The organism is Saccharopolyspora endophytica, from assembly GCF_018070075.1.
GTDB classification, from domain to species: Bacteria; Actinomycetota; Actinomycetes; order Mycobacteriales; family Pseudonocardiaceae; genus Saccharopolyspora; species Saccharopolyspora endophytica.
Genome location: NZ_JAGPXE010000004.1, coordinates 55700 through 74534, shown reverse-complemented (window position 1 = coordinate 74534; position 18835 = coordinate 55700). Strand labels below are relative to the sequence as shown.

15 protein-coding genes are annotated in these 18835 nt (G+C 70.5%); 10 read left to right on the top strand and 5 right to left on the bottom strand.

Annotation, left to right across the window (positions count from 1 at the left end; translation table 11 throughout):
- Positions 1-52 precede the first annotated feature (52 nt).
- Complete coding sequence (locus tag KBO27_RS11025) at positions 53-1708, top strand: PucR family transcriptional regulator (protein ID WP_210969903.1); 1656 nt, start codon at positions 53-55, stop codon at positions 1706-1708.
- A gap of 237 nt (positions 1709-1945) precedes the next feature.
- Here KBO27_RS11025 and coaA read toward each other — a convergent pair whose 3' ends face one another.
- Complete coding sequence (coaA, locus tag KBO27_RS11020) at positions 1946-2878, bottom strand: type I pantothenate kinase (RefSeq protein WP_210969902.1); 933 nt, start codon at positions 2876-2878, stop codon at positions 1946-1948.
- Between the two features lie 192 nt (positions 2879-3070).
- Positions 3071-4498 carry an amino acid permease gene (locus KBO27_RS11015; protein WP_210969901.1) on the bottom strand — a complete coding sequence of 476 codons (1428 nt, stop codon included), beginning with the start codon at positions 4496-4498 and terminating at the stop codon, positions 3071-3073.
- 246 nt (positions 4499-4744) lie between these two features.
- Here KBO27_RS11015 and KBO27_RS11010 point away from each other — a divergent pair, with 246 nt between their 5' ends.
- The 5 genes from KBO27_RS11010 to KBO27_RS10990 all read left to right on the top strand — a co-directional run bounded on the left by KBO27_RS11010 (position 4745) and on the right by KBO27_RS10990 (position 9684).
- Positions 4745-5197: a universal stress protein gene (locus KBO27_RS11010; RefSeq protein WP_210969900.1), complete on the top strand. Its 453-nt coding sequence runs from the start codon at positions 4745-4747 to the stop codon at positions 5195-5197.
- Complete coding sequence (locus KBO27_RS11005; RefSeq protein WP_246536875.1) at positions 5178-6143, top strand: adenylate/guanylate cyclase domain-containing protein; 966 nt, start codon at positions 5178-5180, stop codon at positions 6141-6143. Before KBO27_RS11010 ends, KBO27_RS11005 begins: the two co-directional genes overlap by 20 nt.
- A 337-nt stretch (positions 6144-6480) precedes the next feature.
- Positions 6481-7860: an FAD-binding oxidoreductase gene (locus KBO27_RS11000; protein WP_210969899.1), complete on the top strand. Its 1380-nt coding sequence runs from the start codon at positions 6481-6483 to the stop codon at positions 7858-7860.
- 42 nt (positions 7861-7902) lie between these two features.
- The gene (locus KBO27_RS10995; RefSeq protein WP_210969898.1) at positions 7903-9132 is read left to right on the top strand and encodes an SAM-dependent methyltransferase; all 1230 of its coding nucleotides are present in this window, start codon (positions 7903-7905) and stop codon (positions 9130-9132) included.
- Positions 9133-9201: 69 nt separating this feature from the next.
- On the top strand, positions 9202-9684 hold the full coding sequence (locus tag KBO27_RS10990; RefSeq protein ID WP_210969897.1) for a VOC family protein: 483 nt from the start codon (positions 9202-9204) through the stop codon (positions 9682-9684).
- Here the strand turns inward: KBO27_RS10990 and KBO27_RS10985 are convergent, their stop codons facing one another.
- Entirely contained in the window at positions 9685-11070 is a 1386-nt protein-coding gene (locus tag KBO27_RS10985; RefSeq protein WP_210969896.1) for a lipase maturation factor family protein, read from the bottom strand. It lies immediately after the preceding gene.
- Positions 11071-11151: 81 nt separating this feature from the next.
- Between KBO27_RS10985 and KBO27_RS10980 the strand changes: the two genes are divergently transcribed.
- The gene (locus KBO27_RS10980) at positions 11152-11967 is read left to right on the top strand and encodes a putative RNA methyltransferase (RefSeq protein ID WP_210969895.1); all 816 of its coding nucleotides are present in this window, start codon (positions 11152-11154) and stop codon (positions 11965-11967) included.
- 178 nt (positions 11968-12145) lie between these two features.
- Here KBO27_RS10980 and KBO27_RS10975 read toward each other — a convergent pair whose 3' ends face one another.
- Entirely contained in the window at positions 12146-13615 is a 1470-nt protein-coding gene (locus KBO27_RS10975) for an aldehyde dehydrogenase (NADP(+)) (RefSeq protein ID WP_210969894.1), read from the bottom strand.
- 82 nt (positions 13616-13697) lie between these two features.
- A complete protein-coding gene (locus KBO27_RS10970) occupies positions 13698-14864 on the bottom strand; it encodes an RsbRD N-terminal domain-containing protein (RefSeq protein ID WP_210969893.1) in 1167 nt (388 codons plus the stop codon).
- A gap of 74 nt (positions 14865-14938) precedes the next feature.
- Here KBO27_RS10970 and ureA point away from each other — a divergent pair, with 74 nt between their 5' ends.
- Genes ureA through KBO27_RS10955 form a run of 3 tightly spaced genes read left to right on the top strand, consistent with a single transcriptional unit; the run spans position 14939 to position 18826 of the window.
- Complete coding sequence (ureA, locus tag KBO27_RS34775) at positions 14939-15514, top strand: urease subunit gamma (RefSeq protein ID WP_210969892.1); 576 nt, start codon at positions 14939-14941, stop codon at positions 15512-15514.
- Complete coding sequence (locus tag KBO27_RS10960; protein ID WP_210969891.1) at positions 15511-17184, top strand: urease subunit alpha; 1674 nt, start codon at positions 15511-15513, stop codon at positions 17182-17184. Before ureA ends, KBO27_RS10960 begins: the two co-directional genes overlap by 4 nt.
- Positions 17185-17197: 13 nt before the next feature.
- A complete protein-coding gene (locus tag KBO27_RS10955; protein WP_210969890.1) occupies positions 17198-18826 on the top strand; it encodes an amidohydrolase in 1629 nt (542 codons plus the stop codon).
- Positions 18827-18835: the final 9 nt, after the last annotated feature.

Below are 18835 nucleotides of genomic sequence, written 5' to 3'. Positions count from 1 at the left end.
GAGCTTGTTCAGTTGGCTATCGTTGATGGTGTCGGTTTGTGGGATCGGACAAATGGCGCGTGATGTCGAGTCGGTCGGAGTGACCGATGTGGGAGTGCCGCTGCGGCAGCTGCTGGCCGCGGTCGGTGACCCCTTGGTGGATGTGCTCGCCGCACCGCGAGGCTTGGACGTCGAGGTTCGTGACGTGGTCATTGTCGACCCCGAGGAGGAGTCCGGCAGCGCTCGCGACAACGATTTCGTGCTGGTCATCGGCGCGCGCGGCCGGGCCGCGGCACCGCTGGTGCGGGCCGCGGCGCGCGACGGCGCCTCGGTGGTGGCGGTCAAGGTCGGCTCCGAGCCCGAGGCGCGAGCACTGCGGGACACCGCGATCGCGGGCGGCATCGCGCTGCTGGGCGTGCGACCGGAGGTCCGCTGGGAGCGGCTGGAGGCCTACGCCCACAACGCGATCGACAACGCCCGGCTGACCAGCGACGCGGATGTCGGCGAGGCGTTGGGCGACCTGTTCTCGCTGTCCCAGACGGTCGCGGCGATGACCGACGGCATCGTCAGCATCGAGGACACCGCGAGCCGCGTGCTGGCCTACTCGCGCTCCGACGACGAGGTCGACGAGCTGCGGCGGCTGTCCATCCTCGGCCGCCAAGGCCCCGAGCAGTACCTGGCGATGCTGCGTGAATGGGGCGTCTACCAGCGGCTTCGAGCCGGTGAGGACGTGGTGCGCATCGACGAGCGGCCGGACCTGGGCATCCGGCGCCGGATGGCGGTGGGCATCCACGCGGGCAGCCAACCGCTCGGCTCGATCTGGGTGCAGGAGGGCCGGCGCCCGCTGTCGGAGCGGTCCGAACGCGCGCTGCTCGGTGCCGCGCGGCTGGCGGCCCTGCAGCTGATCCGGCAGCGCTCAGAGGCCACCGCGGGGCCGAGGCTCCGGGAGAACCTGCTGGCCGGGCTGCTGGAAGGCCGGGTCGACGCGCGCTCGGTCGCCGACAACATCGGTGCCGACGCGGACCGGCCCGCGGTGGTCGCGGTGTTCACCCTGCGCCCGGTGGGCAGCGTCGACCGCTCGGAGCTGGAGCTGCAGCGGGCGGAGATGACCGGCCTGATCTCGGTGCACGCCTCGGCCTACCGGCGCAGCGCGCTGGTCACAACCATCGGGTCGCGGGTGTACGTGCTGCTGCCGGAGCTGCCGGAGCGCTCCGCCGCGCATTCGGCGCTGTCGCTGACCCGCGAGATCGTCGCCGCCGCCAAGCAGCACCTGACCTTGCGGGTGCAGGCGGGCGTCGGCTCCGCCGTGCCGACGCTGGACGAGGTCGCCGAGTCGCGGGCCGAGGCCGACCGGGTGCTGGACGCGCTGGTGCACGACATCGACGCCGAGGTCGCCACGATCTCCGACGTGCGCGCCCAGGTGGTGATCAGCGAGATCCTCACCGTGCTGCAGGGCAACGAGCGCTACCGGGACGCCCGGCTCACCGCCCTCCACGACCACGACTCCGAGCACGCCACGGACCTCGCGCGCAGCCTGCTGGCCTACCTGGACCACTTCGGCGACGTCAAAGCCGCCAGCTCGGCCCTGCACGTGCACCCCAACACCCTGCGCTACCGCGTCCGCCGCGCCACCGACCTCACGGGCATCGACCTCGCCGACGCCACCGAACGCCTCAACACCCACCTCCAACTCCTGCTCACCAAACGCACCCGGCACCGCCCGACCTGACCAGGCACAACACGCCGCGCAGGGGAGAGCCTTCGAATTTCGCGCGAAGTTCGACACGGAAATCTCGCCTCCACACTTCGGGCGAAATTCGAAAACCCCAGGTCAGGGCAGTTGCTGCGGAGCGGGCTGGGCTCGTGCGCTGTCACGCGGCCGGGTGAAGGATTCGAATCTCGCGCGAAATTCGACCCCGGACTTTCGGAGTCGAATTTCGCGCGAAATTCGACTGCGCTGGGTGGGTCAGAGCTTGCGGAGGCGGACTCTGTTGATGGTGTGGTCGATGTCCTTGCGGAGGACGAGGGTCGCGCGGGGCCGGGTGGGCAGGATGTTGTCCACCAGATTGGGCTCGTTGATGGTGCGCCAGAGGTGGTCGGCCTCGGCGCGCGCCTCGGAGTCGGTGAGCTCCGCGAAGTGGTGGAAGTGCGATTCCGGATCGGCGAAGGCGGTGCTGCGCAGCGCCAGGAACCGGTCGGTGTACCAGCGCGCGATGTGCTCGGTGCGGGCGTCGACGTAGATCGAGAAGTCGAACAGGTCCGAGACGGTGAGGCTGGGGCCCGGCTGCAGGACGTTGAGGCCCTCGACGATGAGGATGTCGGGCTGGCGCACCACGTTGCGCTCGTCGGGCACGATGTCGTAGGCGACGTGCGAGTACACCGGGGCGGAGACCTCGGGAGCCCCGGACTTGACCTCGGTGACGAAGCGCAGCAGCGCCCGCCGGTCGTAGCTCTCCGGAAACCCCTTGCGGTGCATCAGCCCGCGCCGGACCAGCTCGGCCTTCGAGTGCAGGAACCCGTCGGTGGTCACCAGGTCCACGCGCGGGTGGTCGGGCCAGCGGGCGAGCAGGGTGCGCAGGATGCGCGCGGTGGTGGACTTGCCGACCGCGACGCTGCCGGCCAGGCCGATGACGAAGGGCACCTTGGTCCCGCCGGTCTCCTCACCGAGGAACGTCGTGGTGCTCTCGTGCAGCCGCTGCCGGGCGGCGACCTGGAGGCTGATCAGCCGGGACAGCGGCAGGTAGACGTCGGCGACCTCGTCGAGGTCGACCGGTTCGCCGAGGCCGCGCAGCGCGACCAGCTCGTCTTCGCTCAGCGGGAGGGGGAGCGAATCGCGCAGCTCCCGCCATTGCGCGCGGTGCAGCTCCACGTACGGGCTCAGTTCGCGAACGCGCGTCACAAAGCACCCCTCAGCATCGAGGCCCGGTCGTTCTCCTGGCAGCACCGCGAAAAGCCCCGGTGGCGCCAGGGAAAACCCTAGGCATACGACACCGGATAACGCTGTGATCCAGTGCACGCTGAGACGCAGCAGACATGAGCTCAACCGATCAACACCGGACCGGCGCAGCGCGCGCCGGTCCGGTGCCGGCGATCAGGAGTTCATCTTCGACTTCCGGTAGCCGTAGGCGAAGTAGATGATCAGGCCGATGGCGAACCAGCCCGCGAACCGCAGCCAGGTCTCCCAGGCCAGGAAGGTCACCAGCCAGATCGAGAACGCGATGCCGATGATCGGCACCACCGGCATGCCCGGCGTCTTGAACTCGCGGGGCAGGTCGGGCCGCTTGTAGCGGAGCACGATCACCGCGGCGCACACGATCACGAACGCCAGCAGGATGCCGATGTTGGTCAGCTCCGCGGCCTCACCGATGGGCAGCAGACCGGCGATGACGGCCGAGGCGACGCCGATCAGCCAGGTGAACCGGGTGGGCACCTTGCGCACCGGGTGGGTCTTGCTGAACCACGCGGGCAGCAGGCCGTCGCGGCTCATCGAGTAGCCGACGCGGGTCACGCCGAGCATGAAGGTGAACATCACGGTGAGGATGCCCAGGATCGCGCCCACGCCGATGATCGCGCCGAGCATCGGCAGGCCCACGTCGGTGAAGGCGGAGGCGAACGCGCTCTCGCCCTTGATCTGGTCGAACGGGATCATGCCGGTCAGCACCAGGCAGGCCAGCACGTACAGCACCATCGAGATGCCCAGCGAGTACAGGATCGCCTTGGGCATGTGCTTCTGGGCCTCTTTGGACTCCTCGGCGGCGGTGCTCATGGCGTCGTAGCCGAAGACCGCGAAGAACACCGTCGCGGCACCGGTGATGGCCCCGCTGGTGCCGAAGGGGAAGAACGGCGTGTAGTTGCCGGTGTTGATGTAGAAGGCGCCGACGCCGATGACCAGCAGCACCACGGCGACCTTCAGGTACACCAGGAAGGTCTCGAACCGCGCGGCGCTCTTCATGCCCAGGTTCAGCATGAAGGCGATGAACAGGCACAGCAGCACGGCGAAGAGGTTGATCTTGTAGCTGCCGGGCGCGACGCCCTCCTCCTCGGTGCCCGGTGCTCCGAGCATCCACACCGGGAGGTCGACGCCGATGTAGCCGACGACTTCGTTGAAGTACCCGGAGATGCTGATGGCCACCACCGCCACGATCGCGGTGTACTCCAGCAGCAGGTCCCAGCCGATCAGCCAGCCGACGACCTCACCGAGCACGACGTAGCCGTAGGTGTAGGCCGAGCCCGCCTTGGGGATCATGCCCGCGAACTCGGCGTAGGAGAACGCCGCGGCGGCGCTGGCGATGCCGGCGATCAGGAACGAGATCAGCACGGCGGGCCCGGCCTTCTCGTTGGCGACCGCGCCGGCCAGCGAGAAGATCCCGGCGCCGATGATGCCGCCCACGCCGATGGCGGTGAGCTGCCACAAGCCCAGGGACTTGCTCAGACCTGTTCCCTCGCCGTCCGAGGTGATGGTCTCGATGGGCTTGCGGCGAAATATTCCCCGCCCGGGTTGCAGGCTAGGTGCTGACACGTCGACTCCATTGTTCGAATCACAGGTTGCGGCGAAACGTACGCCGCATGATCGAGTGTCGCGCTGTCCGGTTGGACGACAGTTCCGGGAGAGAGTTGTGGAACGGCACAACCGGCCTGGTCCGTCACCGTGGCGTGAGGCACTGGTGGAGGCCTCCGCGCACGGGCCGTGACTGCGGCCGCCCTCGATCGTTAGTGTTCTCACCCGGAGCGTCGAAATGTCGGCCCCAAAGGAAGTGGGAGAGCGATGTCCAGTTATCGCACCGTCGTCGTGGGAACGGACGGCTCCGCGCCTTCGCTGCGCGCGGTTGGCCGGGCCGCCGAGGTCGCCAGTGCCTCGTCGGCGCGGCTGGTGATCGTCTGCGCCTACTACCCGACCGACCCGAAGGAGCTGGAACGCGCCGCCGATCAGCTCGGCGACGAGGCCTTCCAGGTCATGGGTTCGGCTCCGGCCCAGGACACGGTGCAGACGGCATCGGACACCGCCCGCAAGGCCGGTGCGACCGACATCGAGACCGTCGCCGCCGTCGGCGAGCCGGTCTCGGTGCTGCTGGGCGCGGCCGAGAAGCACAGCGCCGACCTGCTGGTCGTGGGTAGCCGAGGGCTCAACACCCTCAAGGGGCGCATCCTCGGTTCGGTCCCGTCCGAGGTGTCCCGACGATCTGATTGCGACGTGCTCGTTGTCCGAACGTCGCGATGACCGGATCCGGCGAATCGAGGAGATCCTCCTCGGTTCGCCGCCCCAGTACACCAAGGACGAGATCGCCGAGGCGTCCGGCGTTTCCCTGGAGCGCGCCGAGCAGCTGTGGCAGGCGATGGGCTTCGCGCACGTCGACTCGGACGAGGTGATCTTCACCGACGCCGACGTCGCGGCGCTGCGCGCCCTGGTGTCGCTGGTGTCGGCGGACGTGATCCCCGACGAGCTCGAATCCGCGGTGGCGCGTTCGCTGGCGCAGACGATGTCCCGGCTGGCCGAGTGGCAGACGGGCCTGTTCAAGTCGCTGCTGGGGCAGAGCTTCGCCACCGATGTGGACACCACCACCGAGGTGGCGGCGGCGATCGTGCCGGTCATGGAGAAGATGCAGGACTACGTGTGGCGGCGGCACCTGGCCGCCACCGTGGCGCGCGAGCTCGACGAGCGCGATCCGGGCATCGACGAGCGCGTGCAGGTCGTGGGCTTCGCCGACCTGGTCGGCTACACCCGGCTGATCCGCGACTTCACCGAGCTGGAGCTGACCCGGCTGATCGACGGCTTCGAGTCGCTGGCGGGAGGTGTGGTCGCGCAGAACCACGGCCGCGTCATCAAGACCGTCGGCGACGAGGTCCTGTTCGTGGCCGACAGCCCGGAGGAGGGCGCGGAGATCGCGCTGACCCTCAACGAGGAGATCGCCAAGAACGACCTGCTGCCGCCGCTGCGGATCGCCCTGGCTCGCGGGCCGGTGCTGGCGCGCTTCGGCGACGTCTACGGCTCGACGGTGAACATCGCCAGCCGCCTGACGTCGGTCGCCCGCCCGGCCTCGGTGCTCATCGACCGCGAGATGGCCGCCGCGCTGCGCGGCCACGAGGGCTACAAGCTCATCTCGGTGGGGCCGACGAAGGTCCAGAGCTTCCGCGGCCTGCGAGCCTGGGCCCTCAAGCGCCGCTAGGTGCTCTGCTGCTTGTTTCCAGCCTCTTCCTGATTGGCGGCGCGGGTGGGAGTCACCCGGTCGAGGCAATGGGCTGCGCCGTGCGGTGAAAGGCCCCGCGCCGCAGGACTGCTCCGATCACAGCAAATGTGATCGAAATATCGCTGAACTTGCATGTATCACGCAAGCGTCTGCGACACCTCCCCGTTCGTGGCTCCAACCTGCGGTTTTGCGATCACCGAAGATCGCGGAACCGCCCTTCGCCGACGGGTTTTGGGCTGTTCGTCGGCTTGCGGGCGGGGTCGGAGCCCTCTTTAAAGGGGGTGCTTGAGACCGGATCCGGCATTACGGTCGAGGTATGGCGGATCGGGTAACGCCGATGATCGGCGAGCATTCCGACGACGTGGCCGAGCTGGTCGCGCAGTACGCACAACTGCCGGCCGGTGCACCGGTCCGGCTCGCCAAACCCACCTCGAACCTCTTCCGGTTCCGCGCCCCCTCCGACTCCCCGGGGCTCGACGTCGGCCGGTTCACCAAGGTCTTCGACGTCGACGCCGAAGCCGGAACCGCGCAGGTCCAGGGCATGGCGACCTACGAGCAGATCGTGGACGCGCTGCTGCCCACCGGGCACATCCCGAAGGTGGTGCCGCAGCTCAAGACCATCACGCTGGGCGGCGCGGTGGCCGGGCTGGGCATCGAGTCGACCTCCTACCGCAACGGGCTGCCGCACGAGTCGGTCCGCGAGATGGAGATCCTCACCGCCGACGGTTCGGTGGTGGTGGCGCGGCCGGACAACGAGCACGCGGACCTGTTCCGGGGCTTCCCCAACTCCTACGGCACGCTGGGCTACGCGCTGCGGCTGGAGATCGAGCTGGAGGCGGTCAAGCCCTACGTCAAGCTCCGCCACGTCCCGTTCGCCACCGCCGCCGAGTGCACCGAGGCGATCGCCGAGATCTGCGCGGACGGTGAATTCGACGGCGAGCAGGTCGATTTCGTCGACGGGACCGTGTTCACGCCGACCGAGCACCACCTCACCCTCGGGTCCTACGTGGACTCCGCGCCCTTCGCCAGCGACTACACCGGCGAGCAGATCTACTACCGGTCGGTGCAGCAGCGCCGCACCGACTACCTGAGCATCCACGACTACCTGTGGCGCTGGGACACCGACTGGTTCTGGTGCTCGCGGGCGATCGGCGTGCAGCACCCGCTGATCCGCCGCTTCTGGCCGGCGAAGTACAAGCGCTCCGACGTCTACCGGCGGATCGTCGCCTGGGACCGGCGGCACTCGGTGACCGACCGGCTCGCCGTGCTGCAGGGCAAGGGCCTCAACGAACCGGTGATCCAGGACGTCGAGATCCCGGTCCAGCGGTTGCCGGAGTTCCTGGAGTTCTTCCACCGCGACATCGGGATCTCGCCGATCTGGCTGTGCCCGGTGCGGCTGCGCGACCGAAAGGGCTGGTCGCTGTACCCGATGGACCCCGACACCCTCTACGTCAACGTCGGCTTCTGGGCGACGGTGCCGCTGCGCCCCGGCGAGGCGCCGGGCAGGCACAACCGCGCGATCGAGCGGAAGGTGACCGAGCTCGACGGGCACAAGTCGCTGTACTCCAACTCCTACTTCGAGGAGGACGAGTTCTGGCGGCTCTACAACCGACCGGCCTACCAGCGGCTGAAGGACACCTACGACCCGAAGGGCCGATTGCCGGGACTGTACGAGAAGTGCGTTCGCGAGCGCTGACTCGCGGCAGACGACACATCAAACTGGAAAGGAGACCCTCTGATGGGATGGGCAGGGGTGTTCGAGCGGATTCTCGGCGGCGACCTGTCGGTGGAGATCCGAGCCTTCGACGGCAGCCGAGCAGGGACCGCCGGGGCCGATGTGTGCGTGGAAGTCCGCTCGCCGCTGGCGCTGTCGCACCTGGCCAACGCGCCCGGTGAGCTGGGGCTCGCCCGCGCCTACGTCAGCGGCGCGCTGGAAGTGCACGGCGACATGTACGGCGCGCTTTCGGCGTTCCCGTCGGTGACGCTCAACGACGTGCCTGCGGACCTGCGACGCGAACTGCTCTTCAAGCTGGCCGGGTACCGGTTCTGGTGGCCGGTCCGGGTGCCGGAGGTCGAGCACCGCTCGCGCGGCTGGCGACACTCGAAGAACCGCGACAGCCAGTCGATCTCGTACCACTACGACGTCTCCAACCGGTTCTACGAGTACGTCCTCGGCCCGTCGATGGCCTACACCTGCGCGGTCTACCCGGAGCAGGACGCCACCCTGGAGCAGGCGCAGTTCACCAAGCACGACCTGGTGGCCCGCAAGCTCGACCTGTCCGAAGGCCAGCGGCTGCTCGACGTCGGCTGCGGCTGGGGCGGCATGGTCATGCACGCCGCCGAGCACTACGGGGTGCGCGGGCTGGGCGTCACGCTGTCGCGGCAGCAAGCGCAGTGGGCGCAGAAGGCCATCGCCGAACGCGGCCTGGCCGACCTCGCCGAGGTCCGCTACATGGACTACCGGGACGTGCCGGAAACCGGGTTCGACGCCGTGAGCTCCATCGGCCTGACCGAGCACATCGGTCTCAAGCAGCTGCCGCACTACTTCTCGTTCCTGCAGGACAAGCTGGTGCCGGGGGGCCGGCTGCTCAACCACTGCATCACCCGCCCGCACGGTCGGCAGAGGGCGCGGACGGGCAAGTTCATCGGCCGCTACGTGTTCCCCGACGGCGAGCTCGAACCGGTCGGCACGCTGGTGTCGGCGATGAACGACAACGGCTTCGAGGTGCGCCACGAGGAGAACCTGCGCGAGCACTACGCGATGACGCTGGCCCACTGGTGCGAGAACCTCGACCGCAACTGGTCGGCCGCGGTCGCCGAGGCCGGGCACGCGCGGGCGCGCGTGTGGCGGCTGTACATGGCCGCCTGCCAGCTCGGGTTCGAGCGCAACAACATCCAGCTGCACCAGGTGCTGGGCGTCAAGCTCGACGGCACGGACGCCCGCATGTCGCTGCGCCCCGCGTTCTGACCGATGAGTTCCGATGCGTGAGCGGGTCTACCCCTTCAGCCTGGTTTTCCGCGACGAAGGGGTAGACCCATGTACGAGTTCGCCCAGAAGATCACCCCGAACCTGTGGTTCGACACCGAGGCCGAGGAAGCCGCGAAGCACTACTGCTCGATCTTCCCGGATTCGCGCATCGTGCACGTCATGCACCACGGCGAGGCCGGTCCGGGGGAGCCCGGCACGGTGCTGGTGGTGCAGTTCGAACTGTTCGGTCAGCAGTTCGTCGGGCTCAACGGTGGACCGCAGTTCACATTCACCGAGGCGGTCTCGCTGGAGGTCACCTGCGAGTCGCAGGAGGAGATCGACCGGCTGTGGGAGCAGCTCGGCGAAGGCGGCGAGCACGGCCCCTGCGGCTGGCTCAAGGACCGCTACGGCCTGTCCTGGCAGATCACGCCCCGGCGCCTCCTGGAACTGATCACCTCGCCGGATCCCGCGGTCTCCGACCGGGTCATGAAGGCGATGCTGAGCATGGGCAAGCTCGACATCGCCGAACTCGAAGCCGCCGCGCAGGGGTGATCACAGGTCGTCGAGGCTCAGGGGCGGAACGAGGTCCGAGGACCTGGTCCTGCTCCAGTGGTCGCCGGTTGCGCGGCGGTCCCGGCGGGTGGTGAAGCGGTAGCGGTAGAGGTCGGCCTTGACCCACTTCGGCGGTGCGTCGGGGAACGGGTTGTGCCGGAGCAGGGCCAGCACCGGGGGCTCGTTGCGGAGCAGGGCGCGCAGGAACCTCGGCAGCCAGGTGCGCCCGTAGGAGGGGTTGATGGCTACGAACCACATCAGCCAGTCCAGCCGCAGGTGGTACGGCGCGATCTGGGGCGGTCTGCGCGCGGGGTCGCCGGGCTTGCCCTTGAACTCGTACTCCCGCCACGGGCCTCCCGGCTCGTCGGCGCCCTGCACGACGACCTCGTAGCGGACCCGCGTGATGCTGCCGAACGCGCCGTAGGTGTTGCCCAGGTGCAGCCGGTTGAAGCTGCGGTTCATGACCTGTCCGCGTCCCAGCATGTTGCGCACCGGCCAGTACGCCAGCACCACGAACAGCGCCGTCACCGCCAGCACGAGCACCGCGAACCAGCCCGGCGGATCGGGGAGCGCGGCGGGCGGCCCGCCGACGGCGGCGAACGCCAGGGTGATCGTCAGGAAGTTCAGCCAGGCGAAGTTCCCGCTGAGCATCAGCCACACCTGCGTGACGACGATGATCGCCGCCGCGACGGTGGCCACCGGTTGCGGGGCGAACAGCAGGAACGGAACGACGAGCTGGGTCCCGTGGTTGGCCAGCACCTCCACCTTGTGCAGCGGCCGCGGCAGCCAGTGGAACGAGCGGCTCAGCGGACCCGGCATCGGCTGCGTCTCGTGGTGGTAGTGCAGCGCCGTGAGGTCGCGCCAGCAGGAGTCCCCGCGCAGCTTGATCAGCCCGGCGCCGAACTCGACGCGGAACAGCAGCCAGCACAGCAGCCACAGCACCGGCGCCGGTGGGGCGATGTGCGCCGGGCCCAGGAAGATCACCAGGAAACCGGCTTCGAGCAGCAGCGATTCCCAGCCGAAGCCGTACCAGACCTGGCCGACGTTGACGATCGACGAGTACAGCACCCACAGCAGCGCCCACACGAGCATCCAGCCCCAGACCGGGGCGAAGTCCGCGAACTGGGCGAGCGCGCTCGCGGCGATGCCGGTCCAGGCCACGCCCGCCAGCCACCGGTCGGAGCTGCGGAAGTGGAACACGCTCGGTGCCCGGCGGAACGGCACCCGCTGGACGAATCGGACCACCGGCGTCAGCCCGTCCTCACCGAGCAGACCGCGGAACTGCCGCAGGAAGCAGATGAAGCCGATCAGGTAGGTCAGGGCGATCAGGTGGGTGACGGCGAACCTCGCCGCCTGGTACTCGGGTGCGCTCAGCCAGTGCCACATCGCCGCGCCTCCTTCCGCGCCGCTCGCCGCGTTCCCCGACGACTAGAATCGCGCATCTGCGAAGCGTGTGGAGGCTGGGCTGTGCTGGACGAGGTGGTGGAGGTGCTGGCCTGCCCGCACTGCGGACTCGACCTGGAGCGAAGCGGGAACTCGCTGCGGTGTTCGTCGAACCACGTGTTCGACTTCGCGCGGCAGGGCTACGTCAGCCTGCTCTCGGGTCGCAGCAAGGTCGTCGGTGACACCGCGGAGATGGTCGCCGCCCGCGCCGGGTTCCTGGGCGCCGGGCACTACGACCCGATCGCCGACGCGGTGGCAGCGGCGGTCACCGGGGACGGCCCGGTGGTCGACATCGGGGCCGGCACCGGCTTCTACCTGGTACGCGCCCTCGGCGAGCGGATCGGTGTGGCCCTGGACGTCTCCAAGTACGCGTGCCGCAGGGCTGCCAAGGCACACTCGCGCATCGGCGCGGCGGTGGCCGACGCCTGGCAGCCGCTGCCGATCCGCACCGGTGCGGCGGGTGTCGTCCTCAACGTCTTCGCTCCGCGCAACGCGCCGGAGATGCGCCGGATCCTGCGTCCCGGCGGTGAGCTCGTCGTCGTGATCCCCGACCCCGGCCACCTCACCGGTCTGGTCGACCACCTGGGCCTGCTCAACGTCGACGAGTCCAAACCGGAACGCCTCGCCGACCAGCTCGGAGGCCACTTCACCCCGCTGGAGCGGCGCACGGTGGAGTTCCGGCTCGAACTGACCCACGCCGAGGCCCTGGCAGCCGTGGCCATGGGGCCCAGCGCCTGGCACACCACGCCCGAAGCCCTCGAAGCCAAGATCGCCGCCCTGCCGTCACCCGTGACGCCCACGGCCGCGGTCACGGTCGCCCGCTACCGCCGAACCGCCTGACGTCCCCCGTCACTCGCGCGGGCGACAAATTCGAATTTCGCGAGAAATTCGAAGGCGATCTCAAGCCCTCGAATTTCGCGCGAAATTGGAATGGCCGCGGTGGGGACGGGACTCCGGTGGTTTCCGCGCAGGCCTCGTCCGCGGGGGGCCGAGGTGGCGGTTGCTGCTGGGTGGGCGTCTAGCCGGCAGCGTGGATCTTCTGCGGGATGTTCCAGGGGTTGTGGTCCTGGAGGGGCTGCGGGAGCAGCGCGGCCGGGACGTTCTGGTAGGTCACCGGGCGGAGGAAGCGGTCGAGGGCCGCCGTGCCGACCGAGGTGAAGCGGGCGTCCGTGGTGGCCGGGTAGGGACCGCCGTGCTGCATGGCGTGGGAGACGGCGACGCCGGTCGGCCAGCCGTTGAACAGCAGGCGCCCGGCGCGCTCCCGCAGGCGCGGCAGGAGCGTGGCGACGAAGTCGGTGTCGGAGTCCTCCGCGTGGACCGTCGCGGTGAGGTTGCCCTCGAACGCCTCCGCCGCGCGGCGGGCCTCGTCCTCCGAGGTGTAGGTGACCACGATGGACAGCGGGCCGAACACCTCCTCCAGCAGCGCGTCCCGGTTGGCCAGCAGGGTTTCCACGTCGGTGGCCAGCAGCGTGGGCGCCGCCCCGTCCTCCGCCGAGTCGCTCGCGCCGTCGACGAGCACGCGCACCCCCGGGACGTCGGTGACGACCGAGCGCCGACCGCAGTAGCCCTCGTGCAGCCGCTCGTTGAGCAGCCGGTGGGACGCCACGGCCGCCGACTCCTCGGCGAGCGCGTCCTCCAGGCCGTGGTCGGCGGGCAGGAACAGCAGGCCGGGCTTGGTGCACAGCTGACCGGCGTTGCCGGAGTAGGAGGTCACGTAGGTCTTGGCGATGTCGGTTCCGCGCGCGGCCACGGCCCCCGGTGCGACGAACACCGGGTTGAGGCTGCCGAGCTCGCCGAAGAACGGGATCGGCTTCGGACGCGAGTGGGCGATGTCGAACAGCGCGCGCCCGGCCGGGACCGAACCGGTGAACGCGGCCGCCTTGATCCGCTCGTCCCGCAGCGCGTCGGTGCCGGTGTCGAAGCCGAGCACGACGCTGAACGCGCCTTCCGGCGCACCGGCCGAGCGCAGCGCCTCGGCAACGATCTCGCCGGTCCGCACCGACAGCTCCGGGTGACCGGGGTGGCCCTTGAGGACCACCGGGCACCCGGCCGCCAGCGCTGCGGCGGTGTCACCGCCGGCGACGGAGAACGCGAAGGGGAAGTTGCTGGCGGCGAACACCAGAACCGGGCCCACCGGCAGCAGCATCCGCCGCAGGTCCGGCTTGGGGCCCAGCGCGAAGTCCGGGTCGGCTCGGTCGAAGGTGACCCGCAGGTGCTCGCCGGGCTCGACGGTGTCGGCGAACAGGCGCAGCTGGAAGGTGGTCCGCTTCAGCTCACCGGTCAGCCGGCCCTCGGAGAGGTGAGACTCGTTGATGGCCAGCGGGATCAGCTCACCGGCCGCCGCGTCGAGGGCGTCGGCGACGGCCCGCAGCTGGCGGGCGCGCTCCGCCGGGGCCTGCTCGCCGAAGGGCTCGGCGGCGTCGGCGGCCCGCTGCAGCGCGGCGTCGAGTTCGGCTCGGGTGGTGTCCGGGATCTGCGTCGCGGTCAACGTCCCATCCTTTGCGCGATCGAGAGAGGTCCACCACCACCGTAGTACGCCGGACAACCGGTGACCCGCACGGCGTTCGAAATCACGCACTCGGGTCGCAGGCCCGCGCCACCACGAACAACGCGGCCTGGTCGGGACGGGTGAGATCGCAGCCGGTGAGATCGTCGATCCGGCGAAGCCGGTTGAGAACCGTGTTGCGGTGGCAGTACAGCTCACCGGCCACCGCACCCGCCGATCCGGTGCGCAGGTAGGCCGCCGCGGTCTCCAGCAGCCGCGAGCGCTCGCCCGCGCCGATGCCGCGCATCCGGCCGAACACCTCGGCGGCCAGGGCGTCGCCCAGCTCGCCCAGCCTCCCCGCCACCACCGACGACCAGACGTCGGGCAGCGCCCGCGGACCCGCCTCGGCCGCGCCGATTCCGGCGAGCTCGGCGGCGATGCGCACCGCACGCGGCACACCCGCCAGCGTGCGGGCCACGGGTGCGAGGCCGCAGGGGACCTCCTGCAACCAGCGCTGAGGCACCGCCGTGACACCGGCGGGCAGCTGCGCGATGAGCACCGGTCGCCGGTCGACGTCCTGCAGGTGCACCGAGATGCCCCGCGCCGACAGCTCGTCGGCCGCGTCGCGCAGCGGCCGGGTGGCGGGCAGCGGAGCAGCGGCCACCGCGAAGTCCGCGTCGGCCGAGACGTCGAGCGCCGTGGCGACCTGCGCGACCACCTGCGGATCGCGGGCGTCGGTCGTCAGCAGCCGCGCCACCAGCTGGGCCCGCTCGTGCTCCTGCTCGCGGGCCACCACCGCGGCTTCGGACAGGTACGCGAGGTGGATGCGGGTGGTGTGGTGGTCGACCGCAGCCCACACCCGCGAGGCGCTGCGCACCAGGGACGGCAGCTCGTCCTCGGACACCCGTCGCGCGAAGGCGTCCCAGAGCACCCGGAAGTCGACGCGCACCGCGTGCAGCAGCACCTCCAGCGGGACGCCCGCCTGCGCGCGGCTGCGCCCGATGCGCTCGCACAGGTCGCCAAGCCTGTCGGGGACCGCCAGGCCTCCGGACAGCCGCAGCAGCAGCTCCATGCTCCCCTCGGCGTGCTCGCGCAGCTCCGACCACGGCACGGCGTCGCTGGCGTAGGGCTCCATCGAGCGCAGCTCGGCCAGGAACACCGCGACCAGCTCGTCGAGATCGTCCAGGCAGGAGTGCACCAGCCTGCGCAACGGCCCGTCGGGTGTGACCGGCTCGTGAAGCGAAGTGTGCATCCGCCCAATCTAGAGCGATCAGATGGCGTGGATCCATCATTGTGCTGGGCCGGTGACCAGAGGACTGTGCTCTCATGCACTTGACGCCCCGCGAGCAGGAGCGGCTGAACCTGTTCACCGCCGCGGAGCTGGCCCGCCGCAGGCTGGCCCGCGGAGCGCTGCTCGGCGCGCCCGACGCCGTGGCCTACGTGTGCGACGAGATCTGCGAACTCGCCTGGGACGGCGTGGACATCGACGAGATCGTGCGCAGGGCCGGCGCGCTGCTGACCGCCGACCAGGTCCGCCCGGGTGTTCCCGCCGCCGTCCCGGTGATCCAGGTCGAAGCGCTGTTCCCGCACGGCAGCTCGCTGGTGCACGTGCCGCAGCCGTTCGGCCCGCCCGGCCCGGACGCGCCGGGAGCGGTGCGCGCCGCCGACGGCGAGATCGAGTTGGCGGCCGGTCGCGAGCGGCGGACGGCGTGGCTGCACAACACCGGTGAACGCCCGGTGTGGATCTCCTCCCACTTCCCGCTGGACCAGCTCAACCCGGCGGTGCGCAGCGACGTCGAGCTCGCCGGTTTCCGGCTGGCGGTGCCCGCGGGCACGGCGGTGCGCCTGGAAGCGGGGGAGCGCAAGGAACTCGTCCTCGTGGCGATGGGAGGCAGCCGATGACCAGCCTGTCCCGGGAGCGCTACGCGGCGCTGTACGGACCGACCACCGGTGACCTGGTGCGGTTGGCCGACACCGACCTGTGGGTGCGCGTGGAGGACGACGACACCGAGCCCGGCGAGGAGATGCTCGGCGGCTGCGCCAAGACCGCCCGCGACGGACTGCTCGTCGCGCCGAAGGCGGGCCGGGACAGCGCGCTGGACATGGTGATCCTCGGGGTGCTGCTGCTGGATCCGGTGCTGGGCGTGCGCAAGACCAACATCGGGATCAAGGAAGGACGGGTCGTCGGGGTCGGGCGCGCGGGAAACCCGGAGGCCGGGGACGGCGTGGAGCTGGTCGTCGACTCGCACACCGCGATGATCACCGGTGACGGCCTGATCGCCACGCCCGGCGTGGTCGACTCGCACGTGCACCTGTCCAGCCCCGAGGTGGTGCCCGCCGCGCTGGCGGCCGGGGTGACCTCGCTGGTGGGCATGGGTATGGGCGGGGTGTGGGACGTCGGCGCGAACCCGGCCCACAACCTGCACTCGATGATCGAGGCGTGGCGGGACGTGCCGATCAACGTCGCGTTCCTGGCCCGCGGATCGTCGTCCTCGAACGACCTGCTGGAACGGGCGGTCCTGTCCGGCGCGGGCGGGTTCAAGATCCACGAGGACTGGGGCGCCACCCCGCACATCGTGGACACCTGCCTGGGCGTGGCCGATCAGGCGGACCTGCCGGTCGCGCTGCACACCGACACGCTCAACGAGTCCGGCTTCCTCGCCGACACCCTCGACGCGACGCGGGGTCGCACGGTGCACGCCTACCACGTCGAGGGCGGTGGCGGGCATCCCGACCTGCTGGAGGTCGTGGGCAGCCCGCACGTGCTGACCTCCTCGACCACCCCGACGCTGCCGCTGACCCCGGCGACGGTCGCCGAGCTGTTCCCGATGACCATGACGGTCCACAAGGGACACTCCATGGTGGACAGCGACAGGAGCATCGCGGGCAGCAGGGTCCGCGAGCACGGCATCGCCGCGGAGAACGCGCTGCACGACTCCGGGGCGATCAGCATCGTCAACTCCGACTCGATGGGCATGGGCCGCATCGCTGAAACCGCCCGCCGCACCTGGCAGCTCGCCCACGTGCAGGCCGCGCTCGCCGGCGAGACCGGGCCCGAGCACGCCGACAACGAGCGGGTGTTGCGCTACCTCGCCAAGATCACCCTCAACCCGGCGATCGCGCACGGCATGGCCCACGAGGTCGGGTCGCTGCAGCCGGGCAGGCTCGCCGACATCGTGCTGTGGCAACCGGCCTGGTTCGGCGCCGAACCCGACCTGGTGATCAAGTCCGGGTTCGTCGCCTGGGGCGCCAGCGGGTCGGGATCGGGGTCCACCAGGCTCACCCAACCGAGGGTCATGCGCCCCTTCTTCGGCGGACTCGGCGCCGCGCCCCGCAGGCTGTCCACGGTGTTCGTCGCCGACGCCGCCGACCGCGCGCGCCTGCCCAGCGGCCCGAACTACGCCTCCGTGCGCGACAGCAGGGGGCTGACCAGGGCGGACATGGTGCGCAACACCGCGACCCCGCGCGTGGAAGTCCCGCGCGAACCGGGTCCGGTGTCGGTCGACGGTGTAGAGATCGACGTGCACCGCGCGGCAACGCTGCCGCTGACCCGCACGCACCACCTGGGCTGAGGAGAGGAACGAAGTGCTGGACCTGCTGCTGCGCGACGTCCGCGCGCTGACCATGAACCCGCACCACCCCACCGCGCACACCATCGGGGTGCTCGGCGGCCGGATCGTCGGGGTGGACGAGGAGATCGCCGACCTGCCCGCGCGGCAGGTGATCGACGGCGGCGGCGCGGTCGTGACGCCCGGTTTCGCCGACTCGCACAACCACATGGTCTGGTACGGGCTCTCGCTCGCCGAACTCGACCTGTCCGGCTGCCGGTCGGCCGAGGAGCTCTACGACCTGGTCGCCGCCAAGGCCGCCGAACTGCCCTCCGACGGCTGGGTGATCGGGTCCGGTTACGACGACTTCGTCATCGGCGGGCACCCCGACCGCGCCCGGCTCGACAGGGCGGGCGGCGGCAGGCCGGTGTGGCTCAAGCACCGCTCGGCGCACATGTGCGTGGCCAGCACCGAAATCCTCGCCAAGGCGGGGGTTCTGGACGGCTCCGCCCGCGTTCCCGAGGGCGGCGTGGTCGAGCGCGACGCCGAGGGATCGCCGACCGGGCTGCTCGCCGAGCAGGCGCAGCAACTCGTCGACGCGCTGGTCAAGCCCTACCCGGTCGAGGAGCTGGTGGCGGCGATCGGCCGCGCCGCGACGCGCTACGCGGCCGAAGGGCTCACGCACGTCACCGAAGCGGGCATCGGCGGCGGCTGGATCGGGCACAGCCCGGCCGAGGCCGCCGCGTACCAGCTGGCGCGGCAGCGCGGCGAGCTGCCGCTGCGCGTGGAGCTGATGCCCGCCAACGAGGTGCTGCACCAGGTCGGTCCGGACGCCTTCGGCCTGGATCTGGGGCTGCGCAGCGGTTTCGGCGACGAGTTCCTGCGCATCGGGCCGATGAAGATCTTCACCGATGGCGCGCTGTCGAGCCGCACCGCTGCGGTCACCGACCCGTTCCACGGGCACGGCGGTCACGGCGTGCTCGGCGACGACCCGGTCGTGCTGCGCGAGCGGATCCTCACCGCGCACCGGGGCGGCTGGCGGATCGCCGCGCACGCCATCGGCGACCGCGCCATCGACCTGACGTTGGAGGCGTTCGAGCAGGCGCAGCGCGAGGTTCCGCGACCGGACGCGCGGCACCGCATCGAGCACTCGGCGATGGTGCGCCCCGACCAGCTCTCCCGGATGGCCGCGCTGGGCGTCATCCCGGTGCCGCAGTCGCGGTTCCTCTACGAGATCGGCGACACCATGATCGGAGCGGTCGGCGACGAGCGGGAGCCGTGGCTGTACCGGCACCGGTCCTTCCTGGACGCCGGCCTGGTGGTGCCCGGCAGCTCGGACCGCCCGTGCGTGTCCAACGGCGCGCCGCTGCTGGGGATGCGCGCGATGGTCGACCGCACCACCAAGGCCGGGCGCGTGCTCGCCCCCGACGAGCGGGTCGACGCCGTCGAGGCGCTGCGCGCCTACACCACCCACGCGGCGTGGGCGGCCGGTCAGGAGCACCAGCGCGGTCAGATCGCCGCGGGCATGTTCGCCGACCTCGTGCTGCTCGACGCCGACCCCACCACCGTGCCCGTCTCGGAGATCGGCGACATCGACGTGCGCGCCACGTTCGTCGCCGGCCGCGCGGTGCACGGAGCGGACGAGTTCGCAGAAGTCCCCACCTGATCCGGCACA